The following is a 25,510-nucleotide window of genomic DNA, read 5'->3' as shown; positions in this document are numbered from 1 at the left end:
ATAACTTCAACATTAGCAAGTTGGCACTTCTATTGCATTTATTTTGTTGTGATGCTCTTAGTAGACAGCAAGTAAATGTATTGTTGGCTAGGAGCAAAAGTGGTCACTTATTTTATAAGGAGGTTATATGTACCGTGCATTAAAAAGTTTTTTAATGGGTACCTTCTTCTTAGCGCTTTTCCTCATCCCTGCGGGATTTAATGAAATTCATGCTCGTGGTGGCGGTGGTCATGGCGGCGGCGGTCATATAGGTGGCGGTGGTGGTCATGGCGGTCACATGGGTGGTGGCCATTTTGATGGCGGCCATGGCAATTGGGGTCGAGGAGGTTGGGATCATCGTGGGGGAGATTGGCATCACGGAGATTGGGATCATCATGGTCACTGGGATGGATATGGTGGAGGATATTATGGTGTTGGTTTTGGATACCCTTACTATACCTCTTACCCTAGCTATTATTACGGAGGCAGTTATTCTCCTTATTACGATAGCGATAGCACCTATTATTATCCTTATAGCCAATACTACTACGGAGACTAAGAAGCAGGTATTTATTACCAAAATAGCTAATTTACAGTTGGTCTGCTAAAAAAGGGATCAATTGGCTCTCCCTAAAAGGGAGAGTGTGAAGGTGGATTCTTAGGAATCTGCCGATTAACCCGAAAAATTTTGAGGTTCTACTCAAAATCTTTTTCGGGTTAATTTTTTATTTCAAGCAAAGGCTCTTTCGAGCAAATGCTTCGTTTCATTAAACAGCTCAAAAAAAACGAATAAGGCCAACAAAATGAGCACCACTTTGCCCCCTGGCAATTGAGGCTGATCCATCCACTTGAAGTGATAGCGGCCAACCCATGTCATGACGATAGGCAGCAATCCGAGCAATAGCGCGACGCCAAACCCACCCGCATAGTCGAGAGCTATTAAGAAAATATGGGGATAGCTGACTGAAATCATGAGAGGTATAGTAAAAATTAATAAAGCTAAGATAATTTTACCCTTTGCATCTTTGTGAATCTTTAGCCCATCGGCCAGAAAGTCTCTCAATCCAAGCGTCACGCCTAAAAAAGAAGTCACTAATGCAAAAAAGGCAAAAGACTGTCCAACGTAGTAGACGGCTGGGCTTTGGATAAAGTTTTTAAGAGGATAAACGGCATTGTTGCCATTCTTTAAGGCTTCTGCCAATCCGCCAGCTCCCTCTGTTGGTACGATACCAAGAATTAATCCTTCCCAAATGACATAAGCAATTAAGGGAATAAAGCTTCCAATCAAGATTGCCTTGCGAATCGAGGGGGCATCATGATGCATGTAACTTGCAAGAGTTGGAATGATCCCTTGGTAGGCAAACGAAGTAAAGGCGATGGGAAGAACCATTAAGGAGTAGGACCAGTTATAGTTGCGCAAAAGGTCTAAGTCGACATAGCGAAATCCAAGCAAAACAAAGCCGAGATAAGAAAGAGCGAGACCCGCCACTAACCAAACATTTAATCGACCCGCCCAAGCGGTAGGAATCAGTATTAAGGGAGCGAAAACGATCACAAAGAGAATCGGACCAAGCCAATCGGGGATGCGGTGTTGAAACAACTCTACCACAATATTTCCGCACCCAACCATATACGCTACGGTTAAGCAATAAAACAAGAAAAGATAAACTGCCCAAGCAAAGTAACGCCCTGTCTTGCCAAGAGTCGTCTCCGCCATCGTAATAATGTTAGACTCGCCCTTGATCCATTGCGAAATTTCCAAAAATAGCAGCCCTGTACTAGCCATAAAGAGCCAGCATAAGAGATAAATGACCAGTGAAGGCATAAAGCCAGCCAAACTTGTTAAAACGGGAAGGGCTAACATCCCTCCACCAATTGACGTTCCAGCGACTAAGAGAGAGCCACCTAATATACTACCTTTTTGATGTTCCATTGAGTCCGTTCGCTAATAATGTTAAATGTCTTACAGGCTTAAAAGAGCCTAATGAATCCCCTCTTACAACCTGAACTGCGGGTTAACGAGAAATTCAATCCGTTTACTTAAGTCTTTGCAATCAATTCTACTCGACGGTGACCGACTTTGCTAAATTGCGAGGCTGATCAATATCGGCCCCTCTTTCTTTAGCAATGTAATAGGCCAAAAGCTGCGTCACAACAGTTGTTAAAATCGATGCCAGCTCATCGATCGATGCTGGAACATAGATCACATCATCGGCGATTCTTTCGATCTGATCTTGCCCCTCTTCTGCAATGGCAATGATTTTCCCATGACGCGCCTTGATTTCCATCAGATTGCTGATCAACTTGTCATATGTCATCCGATTGGCGCACAATGCTACCGTCGGACACTCTTCATTGATTAAGGCAATGGGGCCATGCTTCATTTCACCGGCTGCATAACCATTTGCATTAATGTAAGAGATTTCCTTCAGCTTCAAAGCCCCTTCTAAACTAGTTGGGAACATATAACGACGGCCGAGATAAAAAAAGTTATCGTACTTGGCGTACTTTTTGGCTATCGCTTCAATCTGATGAGACTGGTCCAATACGGCCTGAACTTGATCCGGAAGCTTGAGTAGGGCATGGAGGAAGTCTTGCCCCTCTGATTTGCTCATATGACGCATCCTGGCAAGAAGAAGCGTAAACAAGGCTAATACAACTACCTGGCTCGTGAACGCCTTAGTCGAACACACGCCTATTTCGGCGCCGGCCTTCAAAAAGATCGTACTATCGGCTTCTCTCGTAAGCGTCGATCCATGCACATTGCATAAAGCCAGCACGCGCGCGCCTTTTGCTTTCACCTCGCGCACGGCTGCAATCGTATCCGCCGTCTCCCCAGACTGACTAATGGCAATGACAAAGGTTCCTGGAGGCACAAGCGGATTTTTATAGCGAAATTCTGACGAAATCTCAACTTGCACCGGAATGCGAGCCTTATCTTCGATCAAATACGCTGCTACACAGCCTGCATGCCATGATGTTCCGCAAGCTAAAATCAAAATGCGCTCAACAGTCAGCAGATCAGTCATGTTAAAATCGAGCTCTTCAAAAAGAGCCGTTCCATATTCAGGAAGAAAGCGCGATAAGAGGGCATTGCGAATAGCTTGCGGCTGCTCGTAAATTTCTTTGAGTGTGTAGTGATCAAAGGTTCCTTTAGAAATTTGCTCAACACCCCCCTCAATCAACTGACTCTCTTTGGTAATCTCCTGATTGGTATTGTAGACCTGTTGGCTATCGGCCTTAATCACGGCAATTTCCGAATTGGAGAGGTAAATGGCCTGACGCGTGTAAAAGGCAAAGGCATTGGGATCTGAAGAAACGAAGGCTTCATTGTTTCCAATCCCGATGACGAGAGGGCATTCATGGGCAATGGCAATGATTTGATCTGGAAAATCGCGATGCACAAGAGCCACTGCATAAGCACCCTTAAGCTCATCAACCGTTTTCTGGACAGCATTTAGAAGATTGCCCTCATAGTGATGAGCAATCAAATGGGCAATGACTTCAGTGTCTGTGTCAGAAACAAATTGAACCCCAACTTCCTGCAGTTTTTTCTTTAAGACTTCGTAGTTTTCAATAATGCCATTATGTACAAGTGCTAAGGATTGTTGAGCATCAAAATGGGGATGGGCATTGAGCTTCGTTACCGTACCATGAGTCGCCCAACGCGTCTGGGCAATGGCAAGCTCTGGTGCGAGATGGCTCTTTTGAACCTCTTGCTCCAATGCAGAGACTTTACCCACTTCCTTGCAAGCTACAATTTTTCCGCTCTCAACCCCCGCAAGCCCTGCAGAATCATACCCTCGATACTCAAGGCGTTTGAGACCATCTATTACCATTTTGATAGGGTCTTTCTTCCCAATATAACCAAATATCCCGCACATAACGCCTACCTTTTTAAACTATTTTCACTAAGGCTTTAAAACCCGCTTGCTATCTATGAAGGCAGCAAGCGGGTTTTAGACCCTTTTACTAATTTTTATACGCCAATCTCTTCTTTCACAATCGTCGCTAGACTATTGGCCAATTGAATTACCTGCTTATGCTTCGGCCCTTCCACCATGACACGACACGTATTTTCCGTTCCCGAATAGCGGATCAATACCCTGCCAGAGTCGCCCAACGTCTTTTCTACTTGTGCAACGGCTTCTGTTAAACGCTCTAGCGTTTCAAGAAGAGGCTTTGAAGAAACCTTGACATTGATACAGGTTTGAGGATAGCGGCGAACAAAAGAGGCAAGATCTGACAACTTTGAGTCTGTTTCAATCATGATGCGCAAAACCTGCAAGGCACAAACAAGGCCATCGCCTGTCGTATTATGATCCAAGAAAATCACGTGGCCGCTTTGCTCACCGCCAAGATTCGCATCGTATTTCAGCATGTCTTGAATCACATATCGATCGCCTACTTGTGAACGAATGACTTCCACCCCCAGTCCTTCCATGGCTTTGATAAAACCAAGATTACTCATCACAGTACCCACAACGCGATTATTCCTAAGAAGATTGCGCTTGTGCATGTCTCTTGCGCAAATGGCAAGCATCGTATCTCCATCGACAATTTGCGCATTTTCATCAATCATCACTACGCGATCGGCATCTCCATCGAGAGCAATTCCTACATCGGCCCGGTGATCGATAACTCCTTTTTGAGCCATTTCCGGGTGCATCGATCCACACATGCTGTTAATATTTAAACCGTTTGGAGACGTTCCATAGGTAAACACATTTGCATCCAATTCGCGAAAAACAAGTGGAGCAACCTTATAACCGGCTCCATTGGCACAATCCAAAACGACGGTCAAGTTCTTTAAAGAAATGCGGCGCGGAAAGGTAGCTTTGACAAATTCGATGTAGCGCCCATCGGCATCGATGATCTTCGTATTTTTTCCAATATCATCATCGTCCGGCAAGCTATCCTGGAAATCATTACGCGCAATTAACGCTTCCATTTCAGCTTCCCACTTATCTGGAAGCTTGAACCCTTGCGAATCAAAGAGTTTGATGCCATTGTCGTAGTAAGGATTATGCGAGGCTGATATAACAATTCCAGCATCAGCTCGATAAGCGCGCGTAATGAAAGCCACACCAGGTGTCGGCAAAGGGCCCACCATCAAAGTGTCAACACCCATTGAACAAAGGCCTGCAATGAGGGCATTTTCAAATACATAGCAGGATAAGCGCGTGTCCTTTCCAATGACCACTCGAGCCTTGCCCTTGCTCCTCAATAATTTGCCCGCTGCTCGACCTAATGCCAATGCTATTTCTGGAACCATAGGACTCTTGTTCGCACGTCCCCGTATGCCATCTGTCCCAAATATCTTGAATGGTCGTTCCATTCCCTACCCTTCTTAAGTTAATACCGTTATAAATTCGCTATCTTTTAGCTATCTGCAACTACGCAAGCCCTTAAGTAATCATTTTTTATTAAATTAAATAGAATCCATGGGGCCAAGAATCGGCTAAATAGCTTTTCAATTCAAGAAGAGATCCTGTTCTTTTCTAAGAAAAATAGAGTTGGGGAAAATCGCTCGAATGATGATTGCTATTCATCTGAATTTGAATTTTATCTACTGAACATTCAAAAATCAGACTATCATTAAAAATGATGGGCTAAAAAATACCCGTTTTTATTCCTATAAGCAAGAATTTTCCATGCCAAATGCTTCAAAGCTTCCATTCCAAGAGAAACGATAACATTTTAACGACTCATCATCACTCTGATTCTTGCAATAGGAGCTATCAACAAATTAATAAATTTTTAATAATGAAATTATTATTTATAATAATAATAATAATAAAAACAATCCTTTTTTATTTAATTATACTTCTATTAATTAAATTTTTCTAGAGGCTTCCGATCACCCGAGATCGGCATTGCTATCCAATTTTCAATCATTTTACCCATCGATTTGATGAATAAAAGATTGAGGAATAAGTCTGCATTAGTATATTCTCTGTAAATTGAAAGATCATTTTTTATAATTTAAAGCTAACATTTAACTTCTTCTGATTGTCCAAACTTGGCATGCGTTCCAGTCTTTTTCTACGGCATTATAATTTTCAGGAGCTAACCTTTCGTGCAACCTAAGATCTACTTTGCTAAAGACCATGGAATCGATCCGACTTTAATAGATCCAGACGCCCTTTACGTCTTAGAGCGCCTTCGTCAAGCTGGTTTTACCGCTTATTTAGTAGGGGGAAGCGTCCGCGACCTCTTATTGAGAAGAGTTCCCAAGGACTTTGACATTTCAACCTCTGCCCGTCCCGAACAAATTAAGACCATCTTTCAAAGGCAGTGCATTCTAATCGGACGCCGCTTCCGCCTAGCCCATATTCGCTTTGGCCATAAAATCATTGAAGTCTCGACCTTTCGCACCGGAGAAAATGACAGCGGCCTTATCCTGCAAGACAATGAATGGGGATCGCCAGAAGAAGATGTATTGCGTCGCGACTTCACGATAAACGGCCTCTTTTACGATTCTTCCAACCATTCCATCATCGACTATGTAGGGGGCTGGGAAGATGTGCAAGAACATCTCCTCCGTACCATTGGCGATCCTGACAAACGCTTTAAGCAAGACCCTGTCCGCCTCCTTAGGCTGCTCAAATTTCACGCCCGCTTTGCGTTTAAAATGGAAGAGAACACGGAACAATCCATTTATCGTTGCCGAGAAGAAATTGTCAAGAGTTCTCCTGCCCGCATTTTGGAAGAAATTTTGCGCATGCTCGAATCGGGTTCTTCCGCACCCTTTATTCGCCTCTTAGCCGAATATGGGATGTTGGCCATACTATTCCCGGTGCTGACTCAGTTTTTACGCATTCCACAAGGTAAAATGATTTTCCATTATTTAGCTTGTGCCGACCAGCTTTACCAGCACAAAGGCAAAAACGTGTTGGATCGCGCCGTCTTAACCGCCTGCCTGCTTTTCCCACTCTTAGAGAGAGAATTAGACAGACAATACTTGAGCAAAAAAATCGTCCCTCATATTGGCGAAATTACGCTCGTAGCTTCCTCGCTGGTCAAAGAAATCTTGATTCAATCCTTCTCCCACTTCCCGCGCCGCATCACATCCACCATGCTTTCAATCCTAGTGGCCCAATACCGCCTGACTCCTCTTTCAGGAAAGCGGCATTACCGCGAAAAACTCTTCCGCCAAAAAGATTTCGACTTAGCCTTGAAATTCTTTAAACTGCGTGCTTTAGTAAATGAAAAATTAGTGGAGACCTATACGTCGATTCGCAATCAATACCGCCAATTCTTGCGCCATGGGGAACAGCGTCGTCACCATCATCACTCGCACCACAAATCCCCTCATGCCTCCCACCGAGATAAATCGCATGACCACGCCTCGACCTAACTCCATTTTAAATCCGCCTCATAAAGGACCTCCCATCTATTATCGAGGCCCCGATTTATCAGAAGGCCCCAAACCAACCGTCCTCTTTTTCGCCCTATCCGCTCACTCTAGCCTGTATGAAGATCCCTTCAACCAGCCCGTCTTAGCCTGGATCGATCAAGGCATTCGCGTTTTTTCATGGGATCTCCCTCATCACGGCCCTGGTTTAAATCACCATGAAGCTATGCATCACTGGGCAGAAGATTTTTCGCACAACCCCCTTTTTGTAGCCGATTTCATAGACATCTGCACCCACCACGTTCAATATTTAATCGATCAGGGACATGTTGAACCCGATTCGCTAACCGTAGCAGGCCTCTCAAGAGGCGGATTTATCGCGACTCATTTAGCTGCGCAAGACAAGCGCATTGCTACAGTACTCGGGTTTGCTCCCATGACACAAGCTCCACACGTGGAAGAATTTCAATACATCGTTCCGGCCAACCAAGAAGCTGTCAGCCTGATCCATCTAGTAGACCGACTCACACACATCCGCTTGCGCTTCTATATCGGCAATCACGACAAACGGGTCAGCACCAATGCTTGTTATGCCTTCATTCATGCCCTAACAGAGAAGGTTTACACAAGCGGCGTGCGTTCTCCTGCCGTCGAATTAATCATCTATCCTTCAATAGGCTTTAAAGGACACGGAACTCCCCCTGCTATTTTCCAAGCGGGAGCCGAGTGGCTTAAAGCTCAATTAAACAACTTGTGAGACCTCATTTAATGTCTATGTATTATTCCGTTGTCATTCCTTTAAAAAACGAAGAAAGCAATATCATTGATCTAATCGCCGAATTAGAGCCAGTCATGAACGGACTCGCTAAACCCTGGGAACTCATTTGCATCGATGACGGTTCGACAGACCAAACACGCACTGTTTTAAAGGAACTAGCCAAGCAAAAACCCTACTTAAGGCCTATCTTCTTCAAAAAAAACTATGGACAGTCGAGTGCCTTTGAAGCCGGTTTCAAAGCAGCGCAAGGAGAATTTGTCATCACGCTCGATGGCGACAGGCAAAATGATCCAGCCGACATCCCCAAACTCCTCGCCGAAAGCACCGACTGCGACCTCGTCTGCGGGATCCGCCTAAACCGCAAAGATACCTGGAGCAAGCGACTCATCTCCAAAAGCGCCAATTTTGTCCGCAGCCGCCTATGCGGCGATGGCGTTCAAGACACAGGCTGTTCGCTTAAGATCTACCGCTCAACTTGCTTAAAGCAGATTAAAATGTACAACGGCATGCACCGCTTTTTACCGGCCTTATTCAGAATCGAAGGCTTCACCATTAAGCAAGTTCCGGTCAACCACCGCGAAAGAACTCAAGGCAAAAGCAACTACAATTTCTTGAATCGCTCCCTCAATACAGTCGCCGACTTGTGGGCCGTCCGTTGGATGAGGAAGCGCCATTTGAATTATCAAATCGAAAATGACTCTTCTTTGACTTAACAACTCGATAACGGTAAGGCTTTAACGCTTAAAACTAGCCTTGCCGGCAAACCCCTTAAATTTGCAATCCCCTCAAACCGGATTGTCTAACATGCACTAACTCTTTAAAGGTAACCCTGTGGACGAGTGGCGAACCATTCTTTACCCTCTTGGATTTCTATCTTCTATCGCTTTTGGAGCACGCTTCATTGTGCAATGGCTGCAAAGCGAAAAACTGCAAAAAAGCGTAGTTGCCCCCTCTTTCTGGTATTTATCCTTGCTTGGAAATGCGCTCCTTGCCATCCACAGCTTCGTGCAAATTCAATACCATATTTGCTTAGTACAAGTGTGCAACGGCGTGATTTCATGGCGCAACCTCAATTTGATGCAATCTCAAGAGCGACAAACCACTTTTACAACTGTAATGAAGCTTCTAGGCACAGCGTTCATCCTAACCTCCCTTGCCTTCCTCGCTCAGGACTACCTTTTAATGCGCGAAGGACACTGGTTTCGCACCCCAACAGCTCCCTGGCAAACGCAAGCCTTACCAGAAAGCTCTCTATTTTGGCACGGACTCGGAACCCTTTCCTATCTTCTTTTTTCAAGCCGCTTTTGGATTCAATGGTGGCTGGCCGAAAAGGCGCACTCCAGCCAACTACCGATTAGTTTTTGGTGGCTAAGCCTCATCGGAGCCATTCTTTCCATCGTCTATTTCTTGCACATCCAGGATATGGTCAATCTAATCGGCCCCTTAATTGGAATCGTTCCCTACATCCGGAATTTAATGCTGATTCGAAAATCTAAAATGGCTTAAAAATGAGAAAAGATTGTTTTATTTTTGCTGGCGAAAGCAGCGGCGACTTGCATGGAAGCAGGCTCCTCAAAGCCTTAAAAAACGGCCCTACCTTTAACTCCTTTAGAGGAATCGGCGGCCCTCTCATGCGCCAAGAAGGACTTGAGTGTCTTTTTAAAATGGAGAGCTTCCAAGTCATGGGCTTTTCAGATGTCATCAAGGCGCTTCCCTCATTGTGGAAGCATTTTTACGCCATTCGCAACCACATCCTCGATACAAAGCCAACCTGCACCATTCTTATCGACTATCCAGGCTTTAATTTACGCTTAGCCAAAGCCCTTCGCAAAGGCGGGTATCAAGGCAAAATAGTTCAATACATTTGCCCGACTGTTTGGGCCCACGGCAAAAAGCGAATCGAAGCAATGGTCAGCTCTCTCGATCTCCTCCTAACAATCTACCCTTTCGAATCCGACTTATTTGCAAAAACATCCCTAAAAGCGACCTACATCGGCAACCCTCTTGTAGAAACCGTTCAAAAACACGCGTACCAGCCGCATTGGAAACAGGTGTTAAACATCCCTGAAGAACAGCAATTGATTGCCATTTTTCCAGGAAGCAGGCTCGGGGAAATTCAACGCCATACACAGCATCAACTGCAAGTCGCTTATAAACTCAAGGAAAAGTATCCAAGCCTTGGATTTGCCATCTCTTGTGCACACGATGACCTCTACCCCATTTTGCAAGAGCAAATTAAAAAAACACCTTTAGAACAAGGCAAAGACATTCACCTAGTCCCGCGAGCCTACAGCTACGAACTCATGAAGGAGTGCAGTATGGCATTAGCCAAGTCGGGAACGGTTACACTGGAACTTGCCCTCCACAGAAAACCAAGCGTCGTCCTTTACACTCTGACTGCTTTAAATTATTACATTGCCAAGTATTGGATGCGCCTCAACCTCCCTCACTACTGCATCGTCAATATTCTAGGAAAAAAAGAAATCTTTCCGGAATTGATTGGAAGAGAGCTCGACTGCGATCGGCTCTATGAGAATCTAGACGCTCTTTTACAGAAAAACTCGCTATACACGTCCATCGAAAAAGAGTGTGCAAGCATTCAACAACAACTTGGCACCCATTCAGCCTCGTCACAAGCCAGCCAAGCCATACAGGAGCTGTTTCAATGCTAAAAACTCTCAAACAGCTATGGAAGAATGGAATTTACACGTTTTTGGCATTTTTCATTGCTACAGTTGGAAAAGGAGCCATCAATGCCCTTTTATGGACTTGCCGCTGGAATGTCAAAGGAGCAGAACACTTCTGCAAGATCGCCTCTCAAGAAAAGTGCATTCTGATGCTTTGGCACAACCGCCTGGCTCTCACCCCTTTTATCCTGTATCGCTTCGCCCCCCACTTCATCTATGCCGCCTTCATCAGCAACAGTAGAGACGGAGAGCTCATCGGCCGCATGGTCCGCTCCTACAAAGCCGGAAGAGTCATAAAAGTTCCTCACCACTCACGCCATCAAGCCCTGCGCGAGCTCATTCGCCAAGTGGAAGAAAGCCAGTCTATTGTCATCATTACTCCAGATGGGCCACGCGGCCCTCGCTACGAGATGAAACCAGGACTTGCCCTCGCAGCCGTAGAAACTCAAGCCAACGTTGTCCCTCTCAACTGGAAAGCCTCTAGCTATTGGGAATTTAAAACATGGGATAAGCTGCGCCTCCCCAAACCCTTTAGCACCATTGACGTTTTCTTCGATCCTCCCGTCCGTCTTGCCAAAGAAACCCTTCTTGATGAGGGGCAAACACTCTTGCAAAATTCTTTAGGAAAGGATTAAAACCTTTCCTTTAATAGCGCCTGTTTCTGCTTTCCAATCATGCCATATTAGATCTCTTTTAACCTCTTCGGCTGTTTGCATTTTTTTGACCTTTTGATCACCAAACTCAAACTCAATCTTTTTATTCAACCGATTATTAATTTAAAACAAATAAAACAAACTGTAAAATTCTATATCTTCAATAAATCCATGTAATAACAGGTTGTTTATGATTTCAAATTGTACCTCAAGCCAAGCCATTCCCTCAGTAATCTCGAGCAGGAATCATGAGAATTTTATATCTTTATCGATTCAAAACTTTCAGACCATTGTTCAAGACACCTTTGAAAGGCTTGCAGATTGCCAAAACAATCCCAACAATCAAGTATTAGAGAAAGGCGCTTGGTATGCCCACGACTATTATTCAGCATTAAAAAAAGCTAAGCAAGAAAAACGTTTAAAATAGCTGATCGATAGGCAGAGCTTCTTTAGCGGTTATGCCCAGCCAAAGTATTTTTCACGTGAAGAAGATAAAAACAGCCCGAGCGGCTATAAAATGATTGCCTATCAGATTAAGCCTAAAGTTAAGCCATCGGAAGCTTTAGACTACCTTGCAGATAGCCTTATTTTTCTTGATTGCGGCTCAAGCTATTCTCTAGCTAATTCGATCGCACTTAAGATATTATTGCCCCCTGAGAAGTTCGACCATTTATTTGCCTCAGACGGACCCTATCCATTCCACCTAAGCTTCACCCCATCAGGATCCGTACACTGCCTCTTGGACGAAGTTTCAATTACGAGCGAAGATCACATACAAACTGGAGATCTTTGCTTCTTCACATCGACAGCAAGATATTTAAGCAAACATCCTTACGGGCACAACCATAGCCTGAACACGCTCTGCATTGATGCAGTTGCTAAACGCTATTTAGCTTTTGGTTTAACCCCTGAAGGCTGCTCTCATGAAGAGATTGAAAAAAAGCCTATTTGATGCCTACAATAGTGATCCTATCGATAGGCAAATATTTGCTAAGCCAATTTGGGAAGATGTTGCTAAGCGCTCCAAATCTCCACTAAAAAAACTGGAGGCCACATGGGAATCACTCAAAGAGCATCAGATCTCATGGAAACAGTTTAAGACTAAAACGGCTTTGCAACAGATTCAAGAACTGCTGAGTGGTACATCGGAATTTGAAGGACAGCTTCGCCTTAAAGTGGCACGACTGAATTTAGAGCGCATTCAGCAGCTCATCGAAGCGCCTTTAAACGAGGTTCGGGGGGGTGTACAAAAGTTTTCATAGTAAAAAACCGAGTTGAACGCCGCTTTCTTTAACTGTGAGGCTCTTGCAAAACTAACCACTTACAAGAGCCTCTCAAGCCTTAAAACATCTATGATTGATGCGCGCTCGGGCTGGCTGATTTTGCTGCGACGCGCTATTAAGCGCGAAATGGTAGGAGGAGGAGGCGAGATTGGCACGCAATGATAGAGTTAATTCTTATCTAATTGACGGTGTAAGACGGCAAGCTCATGCTTGAGCTGGTTGATAAATTCGTTTTTCACTAAAGAAACCGCCCCTTGAATGCCGTTAAACATCGCTTGAATCGAAGATTTGCCGTGACATTTAACCACAACCGAATCGATCCCGCAAATAATGGCTCCGCTATACTCCTCATAATCAAATTCATAGCGCAAATAACGCAAGACAGCTTCTTTCTGCTCTGTTGAAATACCTTCTAGCGCGCCCTGAAGCTGCTCAAGGAGAAAACAAGCCACTCCTTCAGACGTTTTTAGAAGCACATTTCCCGTAAATCCATCGGTCACAAGGACGTCTGCCAATCCTTGGAAAACGCCACGCCCTTCCACATTGCCAACAAACTGCATATGAGAATAGGCCGATTCAGCCTGAAGTGCCTGCAATTTTTGATAGGCATGCCTGACTTCTGACGTGCCCTTTTTGGATTCCACGCCAATATTGAGCAGACCGACTCTTGGACGTTCAATCCCCTTACAGCACCTTTGGTAGGCAGCTCCCATATGAGCAAACTGCACTAAATGGTGCGCCTTGCAAGAAACATTTCCACCCACATCGATGACCGCCACATCTCCTTGCTCTGTCGGCAAAGTAGCCAGCAAGGCCGGACGCTTGACTCCAGGCAGAAGCGGTAAAGAAAGAGTCGCACCAACAATGAGTGCGCCTGTATTACCAGCCGAGACAAAGCCTTTTAAGTGGCGTCTTTTCAGGAGGCGCAATCCTACAACCAAAGAAGAATTCTTTTTTTCACGCATGGCAATAACCGGCTCGTCCTCCATTTCAATGACATCTGAAATGAGATAAAGCTCGATGCGGGAGTGAAGTTTACAAAGATGAGGGGCAAAGAGATGATTGCCTCTAATAAAATTAGCAACGTCTGCCGTTACAAAAACGACAAAAATTACATTAGATAGCTCTTGCGTTGCTTGCACGACGGCTTCAAAAAGCGTAATAGGAGAGCTTTCGCTCCCCATAAGATCGACCCCAATACGCAAGCTAATTACTCCAAAAGAGTGGATTAAGCTTCCTGAGCAGCTGGAGTACGATTTGCGTAAGTTCCGCAAGCTTGGCAGCTGTAATGCGGACGACGAGGCGTTCCACAGTTACTGCAAACTGATAAGCTTTTCGGCTTTTTAGCGTGGTGAGCACGTTTTGAATTTTTACGTGCATTTGACATACGATTACGTGGCACTGCCATGGTTAATGTCTCCTCATCAATAATCTATTTTTTTAACTTACTGTTTCCAATCCAGATCGGCAAAAGGCTGATATCCATCCTCTTCATCCGTTTGATCCTGGGAAGGTTCTTTTAAATATTTAGAGACCTCTTGACGCCTCGGACAATTCCCATCATTGCACTCTGCAAAAGCTGGAACTTCAAGTAAAATTGTCTCGCGCAAAAGATCCTTGAAGTTAAAAATCGCTCCTTTAATCTCCGATAGAGGCTCGCTATGATAAAAGTTGTCAATGTAAATCTCGACGGGAACTTTTTCATCGCAAATCGAACAAGCAATCAAGGCTTCAGCTTGAATCGTCCAATTTAAGACAAGCTCATCTTCGGCAGTATAAGCAACGCCCTTTAACTCAACTATTTTTTTAAAGTCTAAGTCTCTCTCGTTAACATCCAAAAATTCGGGTGAAAGACTCTCATGAATGTCTTTTTCATGACCATCTCGCAGTTGGTCCACATAGATCTTAAAAACATCATCCATGATTTTTGCTCTTTTTCCTCAGATAAAAGACTTTATAAAGTAGTTTATTCTAGATGAGTTGTGCTTTTTTTGCCAATAGATTCTCCTTCCGACTCGGGACTATTTGCAAATTCAGCGTTTAGAGAAGCATACCGCCCTCTTCATCTCCCCTTTATCCACGTCATGGAAATATAAAAAGAACGACAAAGACTCCAGAACGCCGTTTCCTGCCATAATTTAGCCCACAAAACCCCATAGTGAATATTTTATTTTTTTGCTAGACAATTTTATTTTTTACTGGAAAAGAACCCTCTAATGCCTTAAACTTCAAATTGCAGAAAAGGCCCCTTAGCCTAAGGATTTTGACTCAAGACCCGGGCAAAAAAATTTAAACTCTCTTCTGGCTTTGCCATAAAAGATCTAAAAAATCGGTTTTTGGGCACTAAAACCTAAAAACCCATCTTTTAGGGGTTTTATACGCCTCTTTGGTTATCAATGCCGGAGAGGACTTATGAAGTCTATTGAGCTCAGTCCGCTAACTTTGCTGGATGGAGCTAAACTAATAACCGTTATATACAAAGTACCTGATAAGTGGGTTTTAACTCCGCCCAAAGAGTAGTAGGGTGTGCAAACTAGTTTTTCAGGTACTTTGTATGAAGCTTATGACATCGAATAATGATTGGCTAATAACTAAGCTATAAAGATGTCGAAGCTCTAAAACTCATTAAAAAGGCAAAGACATAACCTCGTTTTCGAATAAAAATTAACATCATAAGAACAAACTTATTTGTGAATGCTTTTGAGTCTGCTAGATAAACATTTTCCTTCTATGACCTCGGTTTTACGAACTCATACGAGTTAAACCAGAGTCCTTTTTAGATAAATGGAAAAAAGAGGCATAAAGACCTAGATCAAATCTTTTTTAGCCACCTATTCAATGAGTCTTGTGGTGTTTTTGGAAAAAGTGATTGTCCAAGCCGACTGTGCTGGCTCACTTTCATTAGGATGCGGGTGTGTGTCTTTCGTCATAAGAATTAAGGTGACAAGATGCACGAAATTTTACTCAATATCGAATCGAAAGAGACGCGCTACGCCCTGCTTAAAAATGGCGACTTGCGAGATCTCATCGTCGAGCGCAAAAAAGAACGGCAGCTGACCGGTAATATTTACCGCGGCCGCGTAAGAAACATTCTTCATAACATTCAATCTGCCTTCATCGACATCAATGAAGGGGAAAATGGATTCATTCATATTTCCGACATCATTGAGAATACCAAAAAGTTTGAACAGCTTTTTGATATGGATTTTGATCTCGACTATGACATTAAAACCCTCAATGAGAAAGAGCAGCAAAATCTCGATATCGAACAACTAATGAAGCCCGATCAGCCGGTACTTGTTCAAGTCGTTAAGGAACCCATCGGTTCCAAAGGGGCACGCCTAACCTCTAATGTCTCGATTGCAGGCCGCTATTTGGTCTTACTACCAAATTCCTCCCATCGCGGCGTTTCCAGAAAAATTGAAGACCGGGTCGCTCGCGAACGCCTTAAAAAACTCATTCGCGCCTTTGAGATGCCCCAAGACATGGGATTGATTTGCCGTACGGCAAGTGCCAGTGCGACGCAAGAGATGCTAATAGCCGAAGCGCACGACCTCTTGCATAACTGGCAAAATATCATGGAAAATTTCAAGAAAGCATCGGAACCGACCCTTCTATATGCCGAATCCGACCTCATCAAACGCGCCGTTATCACAGCCATTGATAAACGCTACGACCGCATCCTGGTCGATGACTATGCCACCTATCAAACATGCAAACGCCTCTATAGCCGCTACTCGAGCGAGCACCCGCTGCGCATCGAATACTACCGCGATAAAGTGCCAATGTTTGAGCGCTTTAACGTCGAACGTGAAATAGAAAAGACTCTAAGACGGAAAATTTGGCTGCCAAGCGGCGGCTACCTCTTCTTCGATCGCACCGAAGCGATGTATACGATCGATGTTAACTCAGGAAGAAGCAGCAACAATAAAACCGATGTCGAAGAATCCTTAGTCCGGATCAACTTAGAAGCGGCTGAAGAAATTGCTCGCCAATTGCGTTTGCGCAACATTGGTGGTTTGATCATCTGCGACTTTATCGATATGCGCCTGCGCAAAAATCAAAGACGCGTTTTAGAGCGTCTAAAAGACTGCATGAAGGAAGATTCGGCCAAGTGCACCATTTTAGGCATGAGCGAATTTGGCTTGGTTGAAATGACTCGCCAACGCAACCGTGGATCGCTCCTCCAAACCATTTTTACAGGCTGCCCTTATTGCGCTGGTAGTGGGGTCATTAAATCGCATGAAAGCTTATCGATCGAAATTGAGCGGGCCTTTAAAAAGATCATCGCTTGCCACGAGCAATTTGCCCTCAAGCTGGTTGTTCATCCAGAGCTCGATCGCTACTTAAATGTCATCGACAAGCAGTATTTATTTAAGCTGGCCACCGATTTCAATGCCCACCTCTCATGCGAAGTCGATGACAGACTCCATCTCAACGAGTTTCACTTTTACTCGACGATCACTAATAAGCGCATTGAGGTCTAATCAGATGGTTAAGCCGGTCCTAAATTTAACTCAATACATCGAAGAAGGCGTCATGACGCCTTCTTTAGCTGTTGTGATTCAAGACTTTCACCAAAGCTATTTACAAGCTGCCAAGAATTCCTGCTCTTATGAAAAAGCGCATCAGTTGTTCAATCAATTATTCGAACTCGTGATCCAACAAATCGACAATCCTTATCGCTTTGAGATTTTTCATACCAGCATTCGCAAGCCATTCGATTACTATCAATTCGGACTAGATTTTATCCGTCCCCTCATCGACTTTTCCGTTTCAAAGATTTTTGGCTTCGAGTCGGTTGAACAGATTATCAAACAACTAGAAAAGGGTGAAAATGTCATCTTGCTCGCCAACCACCAGACAGAGCCCGATCCGCAAATCATTAGCCTGCTGCTGGAAAACATCAACGAATCCCTCGCCTCGCAAATGATCTTTGTCGCTGGGCATCGCGTCGTCAGCGATCCGTTGGCCATCCCCATGAGCATGGGACGCAATCTCTTGTGCATCTACTCCAAGAAACACATCGCTCATCCCCCAGAAAAAAAGGCCGAAAAGGTGAGTCACAATCAGCGCACCATGAAAAAGATGAGCGAATTGCTGAGTGCGGGAGGGCGCTGCATTTACGTGGCCCCAAGTGGTGGAAGAGATCGTCAAAACAGCGAAGGACAAATCGATATCTCCCAGTTCGATCCACAAAGCCTAGAGATGTTTTGGCTGATGGCCAAGCATGCGGACCATCCAACTCACTTCTACCCCCTTTCCCTTAAGACCTACGACTTAATGCCTCCTCCAAGACAGGTAGAAAAAGAATTGGGAGAAAAGCGGCTCGCCCATTTTACACCCGTTCATCTAGCCTTCGGCCCAGAAATAGACATGGATAATTTTCCTGGAAGCGAAAATCTGGATAAGAAGTCCAAGCGTAATAAGCGTGCGGAATATATCTGGGAAATCGTGCATCAAAACTACCAACTCTTTACAGCCCTCGATACGCCGCAAAAGGCTCCCATTTTCGAATTAAGGGAAAAGGCTCGCTCCAGCATCACAGGCCCCTGCTTTGCTTAGTGGAGAATAAGGCAGTTATTTTCACCTATCCTACAAAGACTATCTCGCAAATCAATCGCTCTAACGAGCCCTGTATGTATTTCCAGGCTACCCACCGTTCGCAAGACTTACGGTGGGCTCTAAAATCAGTCGGCCTAAAGGCCTTTCACACGCATTCACTTTACTTTATAGACGTTAACAAAAAGAGTACGCTTGGATAAAAAGAATCAGATTCGATTGGTTTGCTATTCAGCAACCCAAGGATGCTGTGAGAGACCGGTAGATGTGATTTTAAATCCCACAGTAAATTAAAAAACTGTAGGTAAAGGGATAAAAAAACAATAAGCCCAGAGGAGGATTGATTGGCAAACTAGTTATACGTTGATAATTGCCATCTAAAACTTTCGCCCTACAATAATAAAAGAATGCATAAAAAAACTCACACCATTAACGTCTAATCTAATCTTTATTTTTTCTTAACTCCGCTGCCTTAGTCTTCCTTTCTTTACGACCAGAAAAAAACATTAAAAACCTTTTTAGGATTAACCATGAAGCCACATTCATTCCTGCACAAGCTTATCACTTCTTTGACCCTTGGCCTGACAGCATGCCAACCTTTTATGCATGCCGCCAAAGCGCCCCAGCTGCTATCTCAAAATCTCTTTTCAAACGAACGCTCTTCACTACCATCACCCGTATCTAACAGGCTCTCAAATGGGCTCATCTATACACTTGTACCTACCCACCAAAAGAACTCTCATTTGACTGTCAAATTAGGCATCACGATGCCACCAGAAACAGATACAATGGCACTCGCCCTACTGATCCAACACACCCTCTTTCATGGTACAAAAGAACTCACCCGCTCCATGATTAGCGAACAACTCAATCAGTTGGGATTAGATGTCGATGCAGATAACTTGGTTAAAACGAATGAGTTGGAACACAGCATCCAAGTTAGCCTTCCAGCAGCTCAAGAATCTGATTTAACAACCATTTTAACTTTGATCCAGCAGATCGCTTTTGAACCGACTCTTAGTCCAGAAGCTATCGAACGTGCTCGCCTCCACCTATTGCAAAGCGAATTAGTTACAAATGATCAAAGCTTGGAAGAAAATCAAACCGAACGCTCACTTAGCCATCAGATTGCCTCCATCACGCAAGAACAGGTCAAAACCTTTTATGCCAAATGGTACAAACCATCGATCATGAACATCGCCGTCTCTGCAGATAATATTGCCCCGGCTGTTGAAGAACAAATTGAAGAGCTTTTTTCCTCTTATCAAGAGTCTCAAGTAGAAGAAGATGCAAGAGTCAGGCTTGCTCGTTTGCTCAACCAGCCTTTAAGCCTAAGCTTGGAAGACACATCGCAACTCAACAGTCAAAATGAAACGACCAATCCCCTACTTCAACACGTCGACTTTATTTCTCAAGATAACATTTATGTCGTCGATGGAAAAATTTGGATGAATCCACCTAATTGGATCAATAAAAGCGCGAATGGACGCCTATTTGGAGCGGCCTTAACTGCCTTAGGCATCGGAAGCTTATTATTGACACCGATTGCTCCTTTCGCACTGCCTGTACTCGTTGCAATGGGAAGCCTCTCAACTGTGACAGGTGTCTACTTTATGTCGTGTAACTATTTAAAAGACCCAGACTATGTCTCTAGCAAAAGAAAAGAAGACCTTGCCAAAGGGTTCGAACATGCCTATCGCAACCACCGCGCTGGCGTTACTTTGACTCCGCAAGAAAGACGCTACCTATTCTTGCAAGGCATGATTCATTACCCAGCTACCTTATCTAAGGCTCCAATTGTTCTATTAGCAGATCTTTACGACCTGACTAATCCGCTGCTATCTGAGCTATTCCTTGTCGAAGAACTCAGCTTCTTGATCCAGTCCAAACTCTACTTTACGCAAAACCGCAACCAATACAAAATTTTGATGGACCGCCTCGATCAAGAGCTCTTAAACATGACCGCTCCTTATGCTGCTGTACGCGATAATAACCTGGCTCATGCTCAAAACTTGTACTATCACAATCCCTTCGTGACTCAAAAAAGAAGCTTACAAATGCTTTTGGAAGATAACATCGAGCTCATCGAAAAGGCATATCAAAAACATGAAATCTCTATCGAAGACCGAGATCAATTCATTGCCGAGCATAAGCAAGCCTTTCAAGAGAGTTTAAAGGATGCCTACTTGGCAGCCGGCCTAGCACAAGCAGAAGCAACTCTCATGCAAATGGAACATGAAGCCCTGATCGCTTATGATTATCAAGTGGCTCAATGCAAATTAGTCATGCAATATGACCTACGCATGGCTCAGTACAAAAACGGCAAACAAGCCCTCATCTTAGAGTGCGATATCGCCTTGAGAAATGGCTTAGCCAATTTCCCTCTTTCCCTTCCTTCCTTGCCAGATTTTGTCGATCTGCGTTAATGCAAAGAGCTCCTTTTTGATATGAATCAAAAAGGAGCTCTTTAAATCCCTCGCAATACTTTTTAAACGACTTCTTCAATAATGGCCGTCTCTCTCCTTTCATGCATGCCATTAACCAAATTGGCAAGCAAATGATAAGAGTTTTCCAAAGCTTGAAACGATTCCGACTGGCGGAAATGGTGGATGATCTCTTGCGTGCTTTCATACATGAGATACGTTTGATAGGCAGCGCGAATTAACGCCGGTCCGCTCAAAATCAATAGCGGAAGTGCGGAAACGCCAATGAGAGAAATATTTAAGCGCAGCTTCGACTCTTCACTGTATTTCTTTAGGCCTTCGATTTTTCCACCAGCCCCACTATTCAATGCATCCAAAACAATAACCTTGGCTATTGAATAAACAAGAAGCGGCACGCCAGAAACAAGACTCAAGACAATCGCACAACGAGTACCCAACCAACCGACCTCCCGAGCCACCGGATAATCAACCTACTCTAGTACACGCCCCATAACTCCAAGCGACGCACAAGCCAAAATGGGAGCACTTAAGATAATCGTATCCAATTCTCTAATCAACATCTCAAAACCTCTTAAACAGAATGAATAATTCTTAAATTATTTAATACGGAAACTAAAAAAACAAATAGTAAATAAAAAACAATTTAAATTAAACGATTTACATTCTATTTTTTATATTAAAATTGGGTAATCCTGGGAGGGTGTTCCCAACATTCGATGATTCGCAATGACTCTAGATGAGGTGGATTAACCGATAGGCAAAACCCGGAGATCCGAGCTATTGCCTATCTGATGGCTAGTCAATTGAGGCTATGCCCTTGCATCAACTTTAATAATTCGTCCATATTTAACTCATCGGAAATAGCAAGATCCCTATTTACCTCTTCTTTCTGATGTTGATGGCGAATTAATCCGTCTCTAATGGATTTGATAAAGTCATAAGATAGAATAGGCTCTCTTTGACCTTCTATATGAATCTCTCTAATTGCACTTAGATAGAAATCTCTCGATTTATATAAATTCGCTTCACGCCTATCATAGCGAGAGATTAATTGATGAATGGGATCATCGAAGGAGGCTTCATCAATGACAAGACGCGATAACTGTAGATAGCTGTCAGGATTCGCCAAAAACTGTTGATAAAAGCAACGAAACATGGGATTGTTATCGAATTCAAATGAATAAGGGGCGGTTGCATGCCTATCTTCTAGCATTGAGTCATACATGCGCTCGAAAATAGAATGATAAGTACGCATAGAGGCAATTACCCACCCTAACAGCTCTTTCTTCTTTCTCATTTTTCTAAGCTTTTGCTCCAAACTGCCTAAGGATTTCACATGATAGTCAAATCCTTTGCACAACAATTGAATGCCTCTATCGGTCGCCTCAACTGACGTCTTCCGAATTTTCTTCACTTTGCAAACAGAAAACTTCTGTTCCGAGACAATCGATGAATGTAAATAATATTTTTCATTATTACAAAACGCTACCATGTTACCTCTTTTAAATAAAAAGCAGCAAAAATTAACTATCTTTCATGATTAAAGCAACTAAATTTTAAAGAAATGAAACGCAGAAAAACATTCACCATTTTTTTATAAAACACCGTTCACACTCGTTTGCTTGAAAGTCTTAGAGTGATTTTCTCTTTCTTTTCACCAGCCTTCTTGGCTAAGATAAATTGCAATGAGATCTTTTGAATAATCTGTAAAAAGCCAAGCGATTGTTTAAAGGGTATTCACAAAGTCCGATCGGTTGATTTGTGCACATCCTCTAAACCCCACAATCTTGCTTTAGAAGGTCTTTTTGCTTTTTTAGCTGAGCATTTTTAAATAGGTGGTAATCATATGGCGCACAACTGGATTAAATGGCTGATAGTAATGGGAATGTGTCTACACTCTCCTCTTAAGAGTGAAGAGCCGTATGAAAGCGTCAAAGATCGGGCGCAGCTCCCCATCTTAACTCCTTCCTTTGCAGGAAGAGAGACCTCGAAAATCCGGCTGTCCAATGGACTCGAAGCCTACTTAATTTCAGACCCACAAGCCACACAGTCGGGAGCCGTTCTAACTGTTCAAGCAGGTAGCTGGGAAGATCCCGAAGCTTATCCCGGACTTGCCCACTTTTTGGAGCATATGCTCTTTTTGGGAACAGAAAAATATCCAATCGAATCCGATTACGACCGTTTTATTCGGGCTCATGGAGGCCTATCGAATGCCTACACAACGAGCGACCATACCCTTTATCTCTTCTCTGTCAATAACCAAGCGTTTGAAGAAGCTCTCGACCGCTTCGCCTCCTTCTTCAAAACACCTCTATTCAACCCCTCTGGGGTTTCAAGAGAGCTACAAGCGATCGATCAGGAATTTTCCAAGAATCTCAATAGCGACGACATTCGCGAACACTACGTACAAAAAGAACTAAGTAACCCTGAACACCCTTACCACCGCTTCAGTGCAGGCAATTCGACAACTTTATCCGCCGTTTCACAACAAGTCTTAAAAGAGTGGTACAAGAACCACTACAGTGCCAACTTGATGCGCTTGATTGTGTATTCTAAAGACCCGCTCGATAAGCTCAAGGCCTTGGTCGTAGAAGACTTTAGCGGGATTCCAAACTCCAACCGATCCCCTTTGCAGACCAGTTTACCAGTCTTGCAAGAGAGCCGCGAAGGGGAAATTGTTTATATCGAACCTTTACGAGACATGCGCACCTTACGTTTGACATGGGAAATTCCCTTATCCATCGATCAAGAGCAGATCTATCAACCGGAGACAATTCTCTGCTACGTGCTGGGGCATGAGGGAGAAGGCAGCTTGCTTGCCTCTTTAAAGCAAGATAACCTTGCAGAAGAATTATCATGCGGAGGCTATCGCCTTGGAGCTCAAAATCTTCTTTTCACCCTTCAGATCAAGCTGACTGAAGAGGGCTTGCAAAAAATCAATACAGTCATCGGAAGATGCTTCCAAGCCATAAAAATGCTCAATGACAAGCCTTTTCCAACCTATCTCTTTGACGAGGTCAAAAAAATTGCCACCTTCCGCTATCAATACCAGTCGCAAGACAACCCTTTTGATTACCTCATGCAAATGGGCGGATGGCTCGCACATGAAAAACTCGCCACGTTTCCGGAATACACCCAAATTCCTCAAGCATTCGATCCCAAAGTCATTCAAGCTTTTTTGGGTAAATTAACTCCCAAACGAGTGGCCATTACGGTTATTGCTAACCCGCAAGAGCACCCCATTCCATTGAATAAAAAAGAAAAATGGATGGGAATTCCCTATAGCACGCAACAATTGCCAAAGGAACAATTAGAGCTCTGGAATCAGCTTCCTCTTAATCCCGCTCTTTACTTACCGGAGCCGAACCCCTTTATTCCAGAAAAGCTCAGCCTTGCCTCTCCTCTAGGAGAGGAGTTGGCCAGACAACGCACCATCCCGCTCCCCTCAACCTTGATCGATACAGAACAAGCAAAAATCTATTTTTACAAAGATACCTACTTCCAGCTGCCTGAAATCGTCTGGGACTTTGAAATTCAAAGCCCCCTCATCAATAAAAGAGAGGCATTCAATGCCGTTGCAACCGACCTCTATCTCAAATGCTTGGAAGAAGCCCTAAAACCCTTTAGCTATCCGGCAGAGCTTGCCAATCTGGCTTATGAAATTAAGCAGGAAGAGCGAGGCGTTATTCTGAGCATCAATGGCTACAGCGACAAGGCTGAAATTTTATTTGATCGCATTTTAGAGAGGCTCAAGACTTGCAAGCCGGCCGAAGCTCAATTCCAACTATTTAAAAACTCTCTTCTACGCAGCTATTTAAACTTCAATGAAGAAAGTGCTCTAGAGCAAGGGATCGAAGTCTTTCAAACGCTCCTTTACAAGTCTTACGCTACCCACAAGCAAAAAGCCGAAGCCATCCAACTTCTTAACTATGAACAGTTTTTAAACTACGTCGACCATCTCTACGATCAGACCTATGTAAGAGGCTTGCTTTACGGCAATATTGAAGAAAAGCAAGCTCACCGGCTATGGAACCATTTGCAGTCCACCTTATCAAGCCAGGTTTTCCCACAAGGCCAAAGGCCGACTGAACAAATAGTCATTTTACCAGAACAAGGCCCATACCTGCTTGATGTGGCAATTAAAACGCCTTCAAATGCTACGATCCTGGCCATCGAAGATCCCCTTTTCTCTTTCCAGGCGCGTGCCGCACAACAAATTCTTTCACAAGCCATGGGCAGCTCTTTTTATGCTACTTTAAGAACCAAGCAGCAGACCGGCTATCTTGTTTTTAGCATGGCTGAAGAATTTAACAGGCGTCTCTTTAGCCTATTTGCCGTGCAGTCCAATACACATGACCCGCGCGATCTGTTGGCACGTTTCGAACTCTTCATCGAAGATTATTTGCAAGAAATGGGCAAAACTGAACTTCTAAAAGATCGTTTTGATACTGTCCGCGAAGCTCTTTTAGAGAAAATCAAACAACCGCCGCAAAACCTGATTGAGATGGGAGAGCTCCTTAGAACGCTTGCCTTAAAATATGAGGGGGACTTTGAATGGATAACCAAACGGATTCAAGGATTCCAAGAGCTAACCTATGAAAAATTTTTAGAATTTACCGTGCAATTTTTAGGAAAAGAGAATAAAAGACGTGTAGCCATTTTGGCTAAAGGCACAACTGCATCGCCTAAAAATCTTTCCTATATTCCATTGCAAAGCGCAGCAGAATTGAAAGAATTAAGCAAATATTCACACGTGGACGAATAAAT

The 25,510-nt window shown here is 43.8% G+C and carries 22 protein-coding genes; 14 read left to right on the top strand and 8 right to left on the bottom strand.

Going from position 1 to position 25,510, the window contains the following annotated elements; translation table 11 throughout:
• Positions 1 to 154: 154 nt before the first annotated feature.
• Positions 155 to 538, top strand: a complete 384-nt coding sequence (locus PNK_RS02755; protein ID WP_079992936.1) for a hypothetical protein — start codon at positions 155 to 157, stop codon at positions 536 to 538.
• 171 nt (positions 539 to 709) lie between these two features.
• Here the strand turns inward: PNK_RS02755 and PNK_RS02750 are convergent, their stop codons facing one another.
• The 3 genes from PNK_RS02750 to glmM all read right to left on the bottom strand — a co-directional run bounded on the left by PNK_RS02750 (position 710) and on the right by glmM (position 5,317).
• A complete protein-coding gene (locus tag PNK_RS02750; RefSeq protein ID WP_032125131.1) occupies positions 710 to 1,912 on the bottom strand; it encodes an amino acid permease in 1,203 nt (400 codons plus the stop codon).
• 127 nt (positions 1,913 to 2,039) lie between these two features.
• Positions 2,040 to 3,863, bottom strand: coding sequence for a glutamine--fructose-6-phosphate transaminase (isomerizing) (gene glmS, locus PNK_RS02745; RefSeq protein WP_059060158.1), 1,824 nt, complete (start codon positions 3,861 to 3,863; stop codon positions 2,040 to 2,042).
• A gap of 95 nt (positions 3,864 to 3,958) precedes the next feature.
• Entirely contained in the window at positions 3,959 to 5,317 is a 1,359-nt protein-coding gene (glmM, locus tag PNK_RS02740) for a phosphoglucosamine mutase (protein ID WP_059060156.1), read from the bottom strand.
• Between the two features lie 741 nt (positions 5,318 to 6,058).
• Here glmM and pcnB point away from each other — a divergent pair.
• The 9 genes from pcnB (at position 6,059) to PNK_RS02695 (ending at position 12,716) form a co-directional block, all read left to right on the top strand.
• The gene (gene pcnB, locus PNK_RS02735; RefSeq protein WP_059060154.1) at positions 6,059 to 7,339 is read left to right on the top strand and encodes a polynucleotide adenylyltransferase PcnB; all 1,281 of its coding nucleotides are present in this window, start codon (positions 6,059 to 6,061) and stop codon (positions 7,337 to 7,339) included.
• The gene (locus tag PNK_RS02730) at positions 7,320 to 8,093 is read left to right on the top strand and encodes an alpha/beta hydrolase family protein (RefSeq protein ID WP_059060152.1); all 774 of its coding nucleotides are present in this window, start codon (positions 7,320 to 7,322) and stop codon (positions 8,091 to 8,093) included. The genes pcnB and PNK_RS02730 overlap by 20 nt, the downstream gene beginning before the upstream one ends.
• Before the next feature lie 11 nt (positions 8,094 to 8,104).
• Positions 8,105 to 8,827 (top strand): glycosyltransferase family 2 protein, encoded by a 723-nt coding sequence (locus tag PNK_RS02725; protein WP_059060150.1) that lies wholly within the window; start codon positions 8,105 to 8,107, stop codon positions 8,825 to 8,827.
• Between the two features lie 118 nt (positions 8,828 to 8,945).
• Positions 8,946 to 9,620, top strand: a complete 675-nt coding sequence (locus tag PNK_RS02720) for a lipid-A-disaccharide synthase N-terminal domain-containing protein (protein ID WP_032125125.1) — start codon at positions 8,946 to 8,948, stop codon at positions 9,618 to 9,620.
• A gap of 2 nt (positions 9,621 to 9,622) precedes the next feature.
• Positions 9,623 to 10,786, top strand: a complete 1,164-nt coding sequence (gene lpxB / locus PNK_RS02715; RefSeq protein ID WP_059060149.1) for a lipid-A-disaccharide synthase — start codon at positions 9,623 to 9,625, stop codon at positions 10,784 to 10,786.
• Positions 10,780 to 11,436, top strand: coding sequence for a lysophospholipid acyltransferase family protein (locus PNK_RS02710; RefSeq protein WP_059060148.1), 657 nt, complete (start codon positions 10,780 to 10,782; stop codon positions 11,434 to 11,436). The genes lpxB and PNK_RS02710 overlap by 7 nt, the downstream gene beginning before the upstream one ends.
• A gap of 208 nt (positions 11,437 to 11,644) precedes the next feature.
• Positions 11,645 to 11,881, top strand: coding sequence for a hypothetical protein (locus PNK_RS02705; RefSeq protein ID WP_032125122.1), 237 nt, complete (start codon positions 11,645 to 11,647; stop codon positions 11,879 to 11,881).
• 90 nt (positions 11,882 to 11,971) lie between these two features.
• A complete protein-coding gene (locus tag PNK_RS02700; RefSeq protein WP_059060146.1) occupies positions 11,972 to 12,406 on the top strand; it encodes a hypothetical protein in 435 nt (144 codons plus the stop codon).
• On the top strand, positions 12,378 to 12,716 hold the full coding sequence (locus tag PNK_RS02695) for a hypothetical protein (RefSeq protein ID WP_059060145.1): 339 nt from the start codon (positions 12,378 to 12,380) through the stop codon (positions 12,714 to 12,716). Before PNK_RS02700 ends, PNK_RS02695 begins: the two co-directional genes overlap by 29 nt.
• Positions 12,717 to 12,904: 188 nt before the next feature.
• Here PNK_RS02695 and plsX read toward each other — a convergent pair whose 3' ends face one another.
• From plsX to PNK_RS02685, 3 genes are read right to left on the bottom strand one after another with little or no spacing between them, the layout of a single operon-like run.
• Positions 12,905 to 13,942, bottom strand: a complete 1,038-nt coding sequence (plsX, locus tag PNK_RS02690) for a phosphate acyltransferase PlsX (protein WP_051981875.1) — start codon at positions 13,940 to 13,942, stop codon at positions 12,905 to 12,907.
• Positions 13,943 to 13,965: 23 nt separating this feature from the next.
• On the bottom strand, positions 13,966 to 14,145 hold the full coding sequence (gene rpmF / locus PNK_RS12985) for a 50S ribosomal protein L32 (protein ID WP_079992775.1): 180 nt from the start codon (positions 14,143 to 14,145) through the stop codon (positions 13,966 to 13,968).
• 37 nt (positions 14,146 to 14,182) lie between these two features.
• The gene (locus PNK_RS02685; RefSeq protein WP_059060140.1) at positions 14,183 to 14,659 is read right to left on the bottom strand and encodes a hypothetical protein; all 477 of its coding nucleotides are present in this window, start codon (positions 14,657 to 14,659) and stop codon (positions 14,183 to 14,185) included.
• Between the two features lie 1,026 nt (positions 14,660 to 15,685).
• Between PNK_RS02685 and PNK_RS02680 the strand changes: the two genes are divergently transcribed.
• From PNK_RS02680 to PNK_RS02670, 3 genes are all read left to right on the top strand, one after another.
• Positions 15,686 to 17,224: an Rne/Rng family ribonuclease gene (locus tag PNK_RS02680; protein ID WP_059060138.1), complete on the top strand. Its 1,539-nt coding sequence runs from the start codon at positions 15,686 to 15,688 to the stop codon at positions 17,222 to 17,224.
• 4 nt (positions 17,225 to 17,228) lie between these two features.
• A complete protein-coding gene (locus PNK_RS02675) occupies positions 17,229 to 18,302 on the top strand; it encodes a 1-acyl-sn-glycerol-3-phosphate acyltransferase (RefSeq protein ID WP_079992774.1) in 1,074 nt (357 codons plus the stop codon).
• A 527-nt stretch (positions 18,303 to 18,829) separates the two neighbouring features.
• On the top strand, positions 18,830 to 20,725 hold the full coding sequence (locus PNK_RS02670) for an insulinase family protein (RefSeq protein WP_059060136.1): 1,896 nt from the start codon (positions 18,830 to 18,832) through the stop codon (positions 20,723 to 20,725).
• A 62-nt stretch (positions 20,726 to 20,787) separates the two neighbouring features.
• On the opposite strand, the gene PNK_RS02665 is transcribed toward PNK_RS02670, so the two are convergent.
• Positions 20,788 to 21,180, bottom strand: a complete 393-nt coding sequence (locus tag PNK_RS02665; protein WP_158021672.1) for a hypothetical protein — start codon at positions 21,178 to 21,180, stop codon at positions 20,788 to 20,790.
• A gap of 362 nt (positions 21,181 to 21,542) precedes the next feature.
• On the bottom strand, positions 21,543 to 22,235 hold the full coding sequence (locus tag PNK_RS02660) for a hypothetical protein (RefSeq protein WP_059060131.1): 693 nt from the start codon (positions 22,233 to 22,235) through the stop codon (positions 21,543 to 21,545).
• Positions 22,236 to 22,589: 354 nt separating this feature from the next.
• Between PNK_RS02660 and PNK_RS02655 the strand changes: the two genes are divergently transcribed.
• Positions 22,590 to 25,508, top strand: coding sequence for an insulinase family protein (locus PNK_RS02655; protein ID WP_059060130.1), 2,919 nt, complete (start codon positions 22,590 to 22,592; stop codon positions 25,506 to 25,508).
• Positions 25,509 to 25,510 lie beyond the last annotated feature (2 nt).

Source organism: Candidatus Protochlamydia naegleriophila (assembly GCF_001499655.1).
Taxonomy (GTDB): domain Bacteria; phylum Chlamydiota; class Chlamydiia; order Chlamydiales; family Parachlamydiaceae; genus Protochlamydia; species Protochlamydia naegleriophila.
Note: the sequence above shows the minus strand (reverse complement) of the source record. Positions and strands in the feature narration are given on the sequence as shown.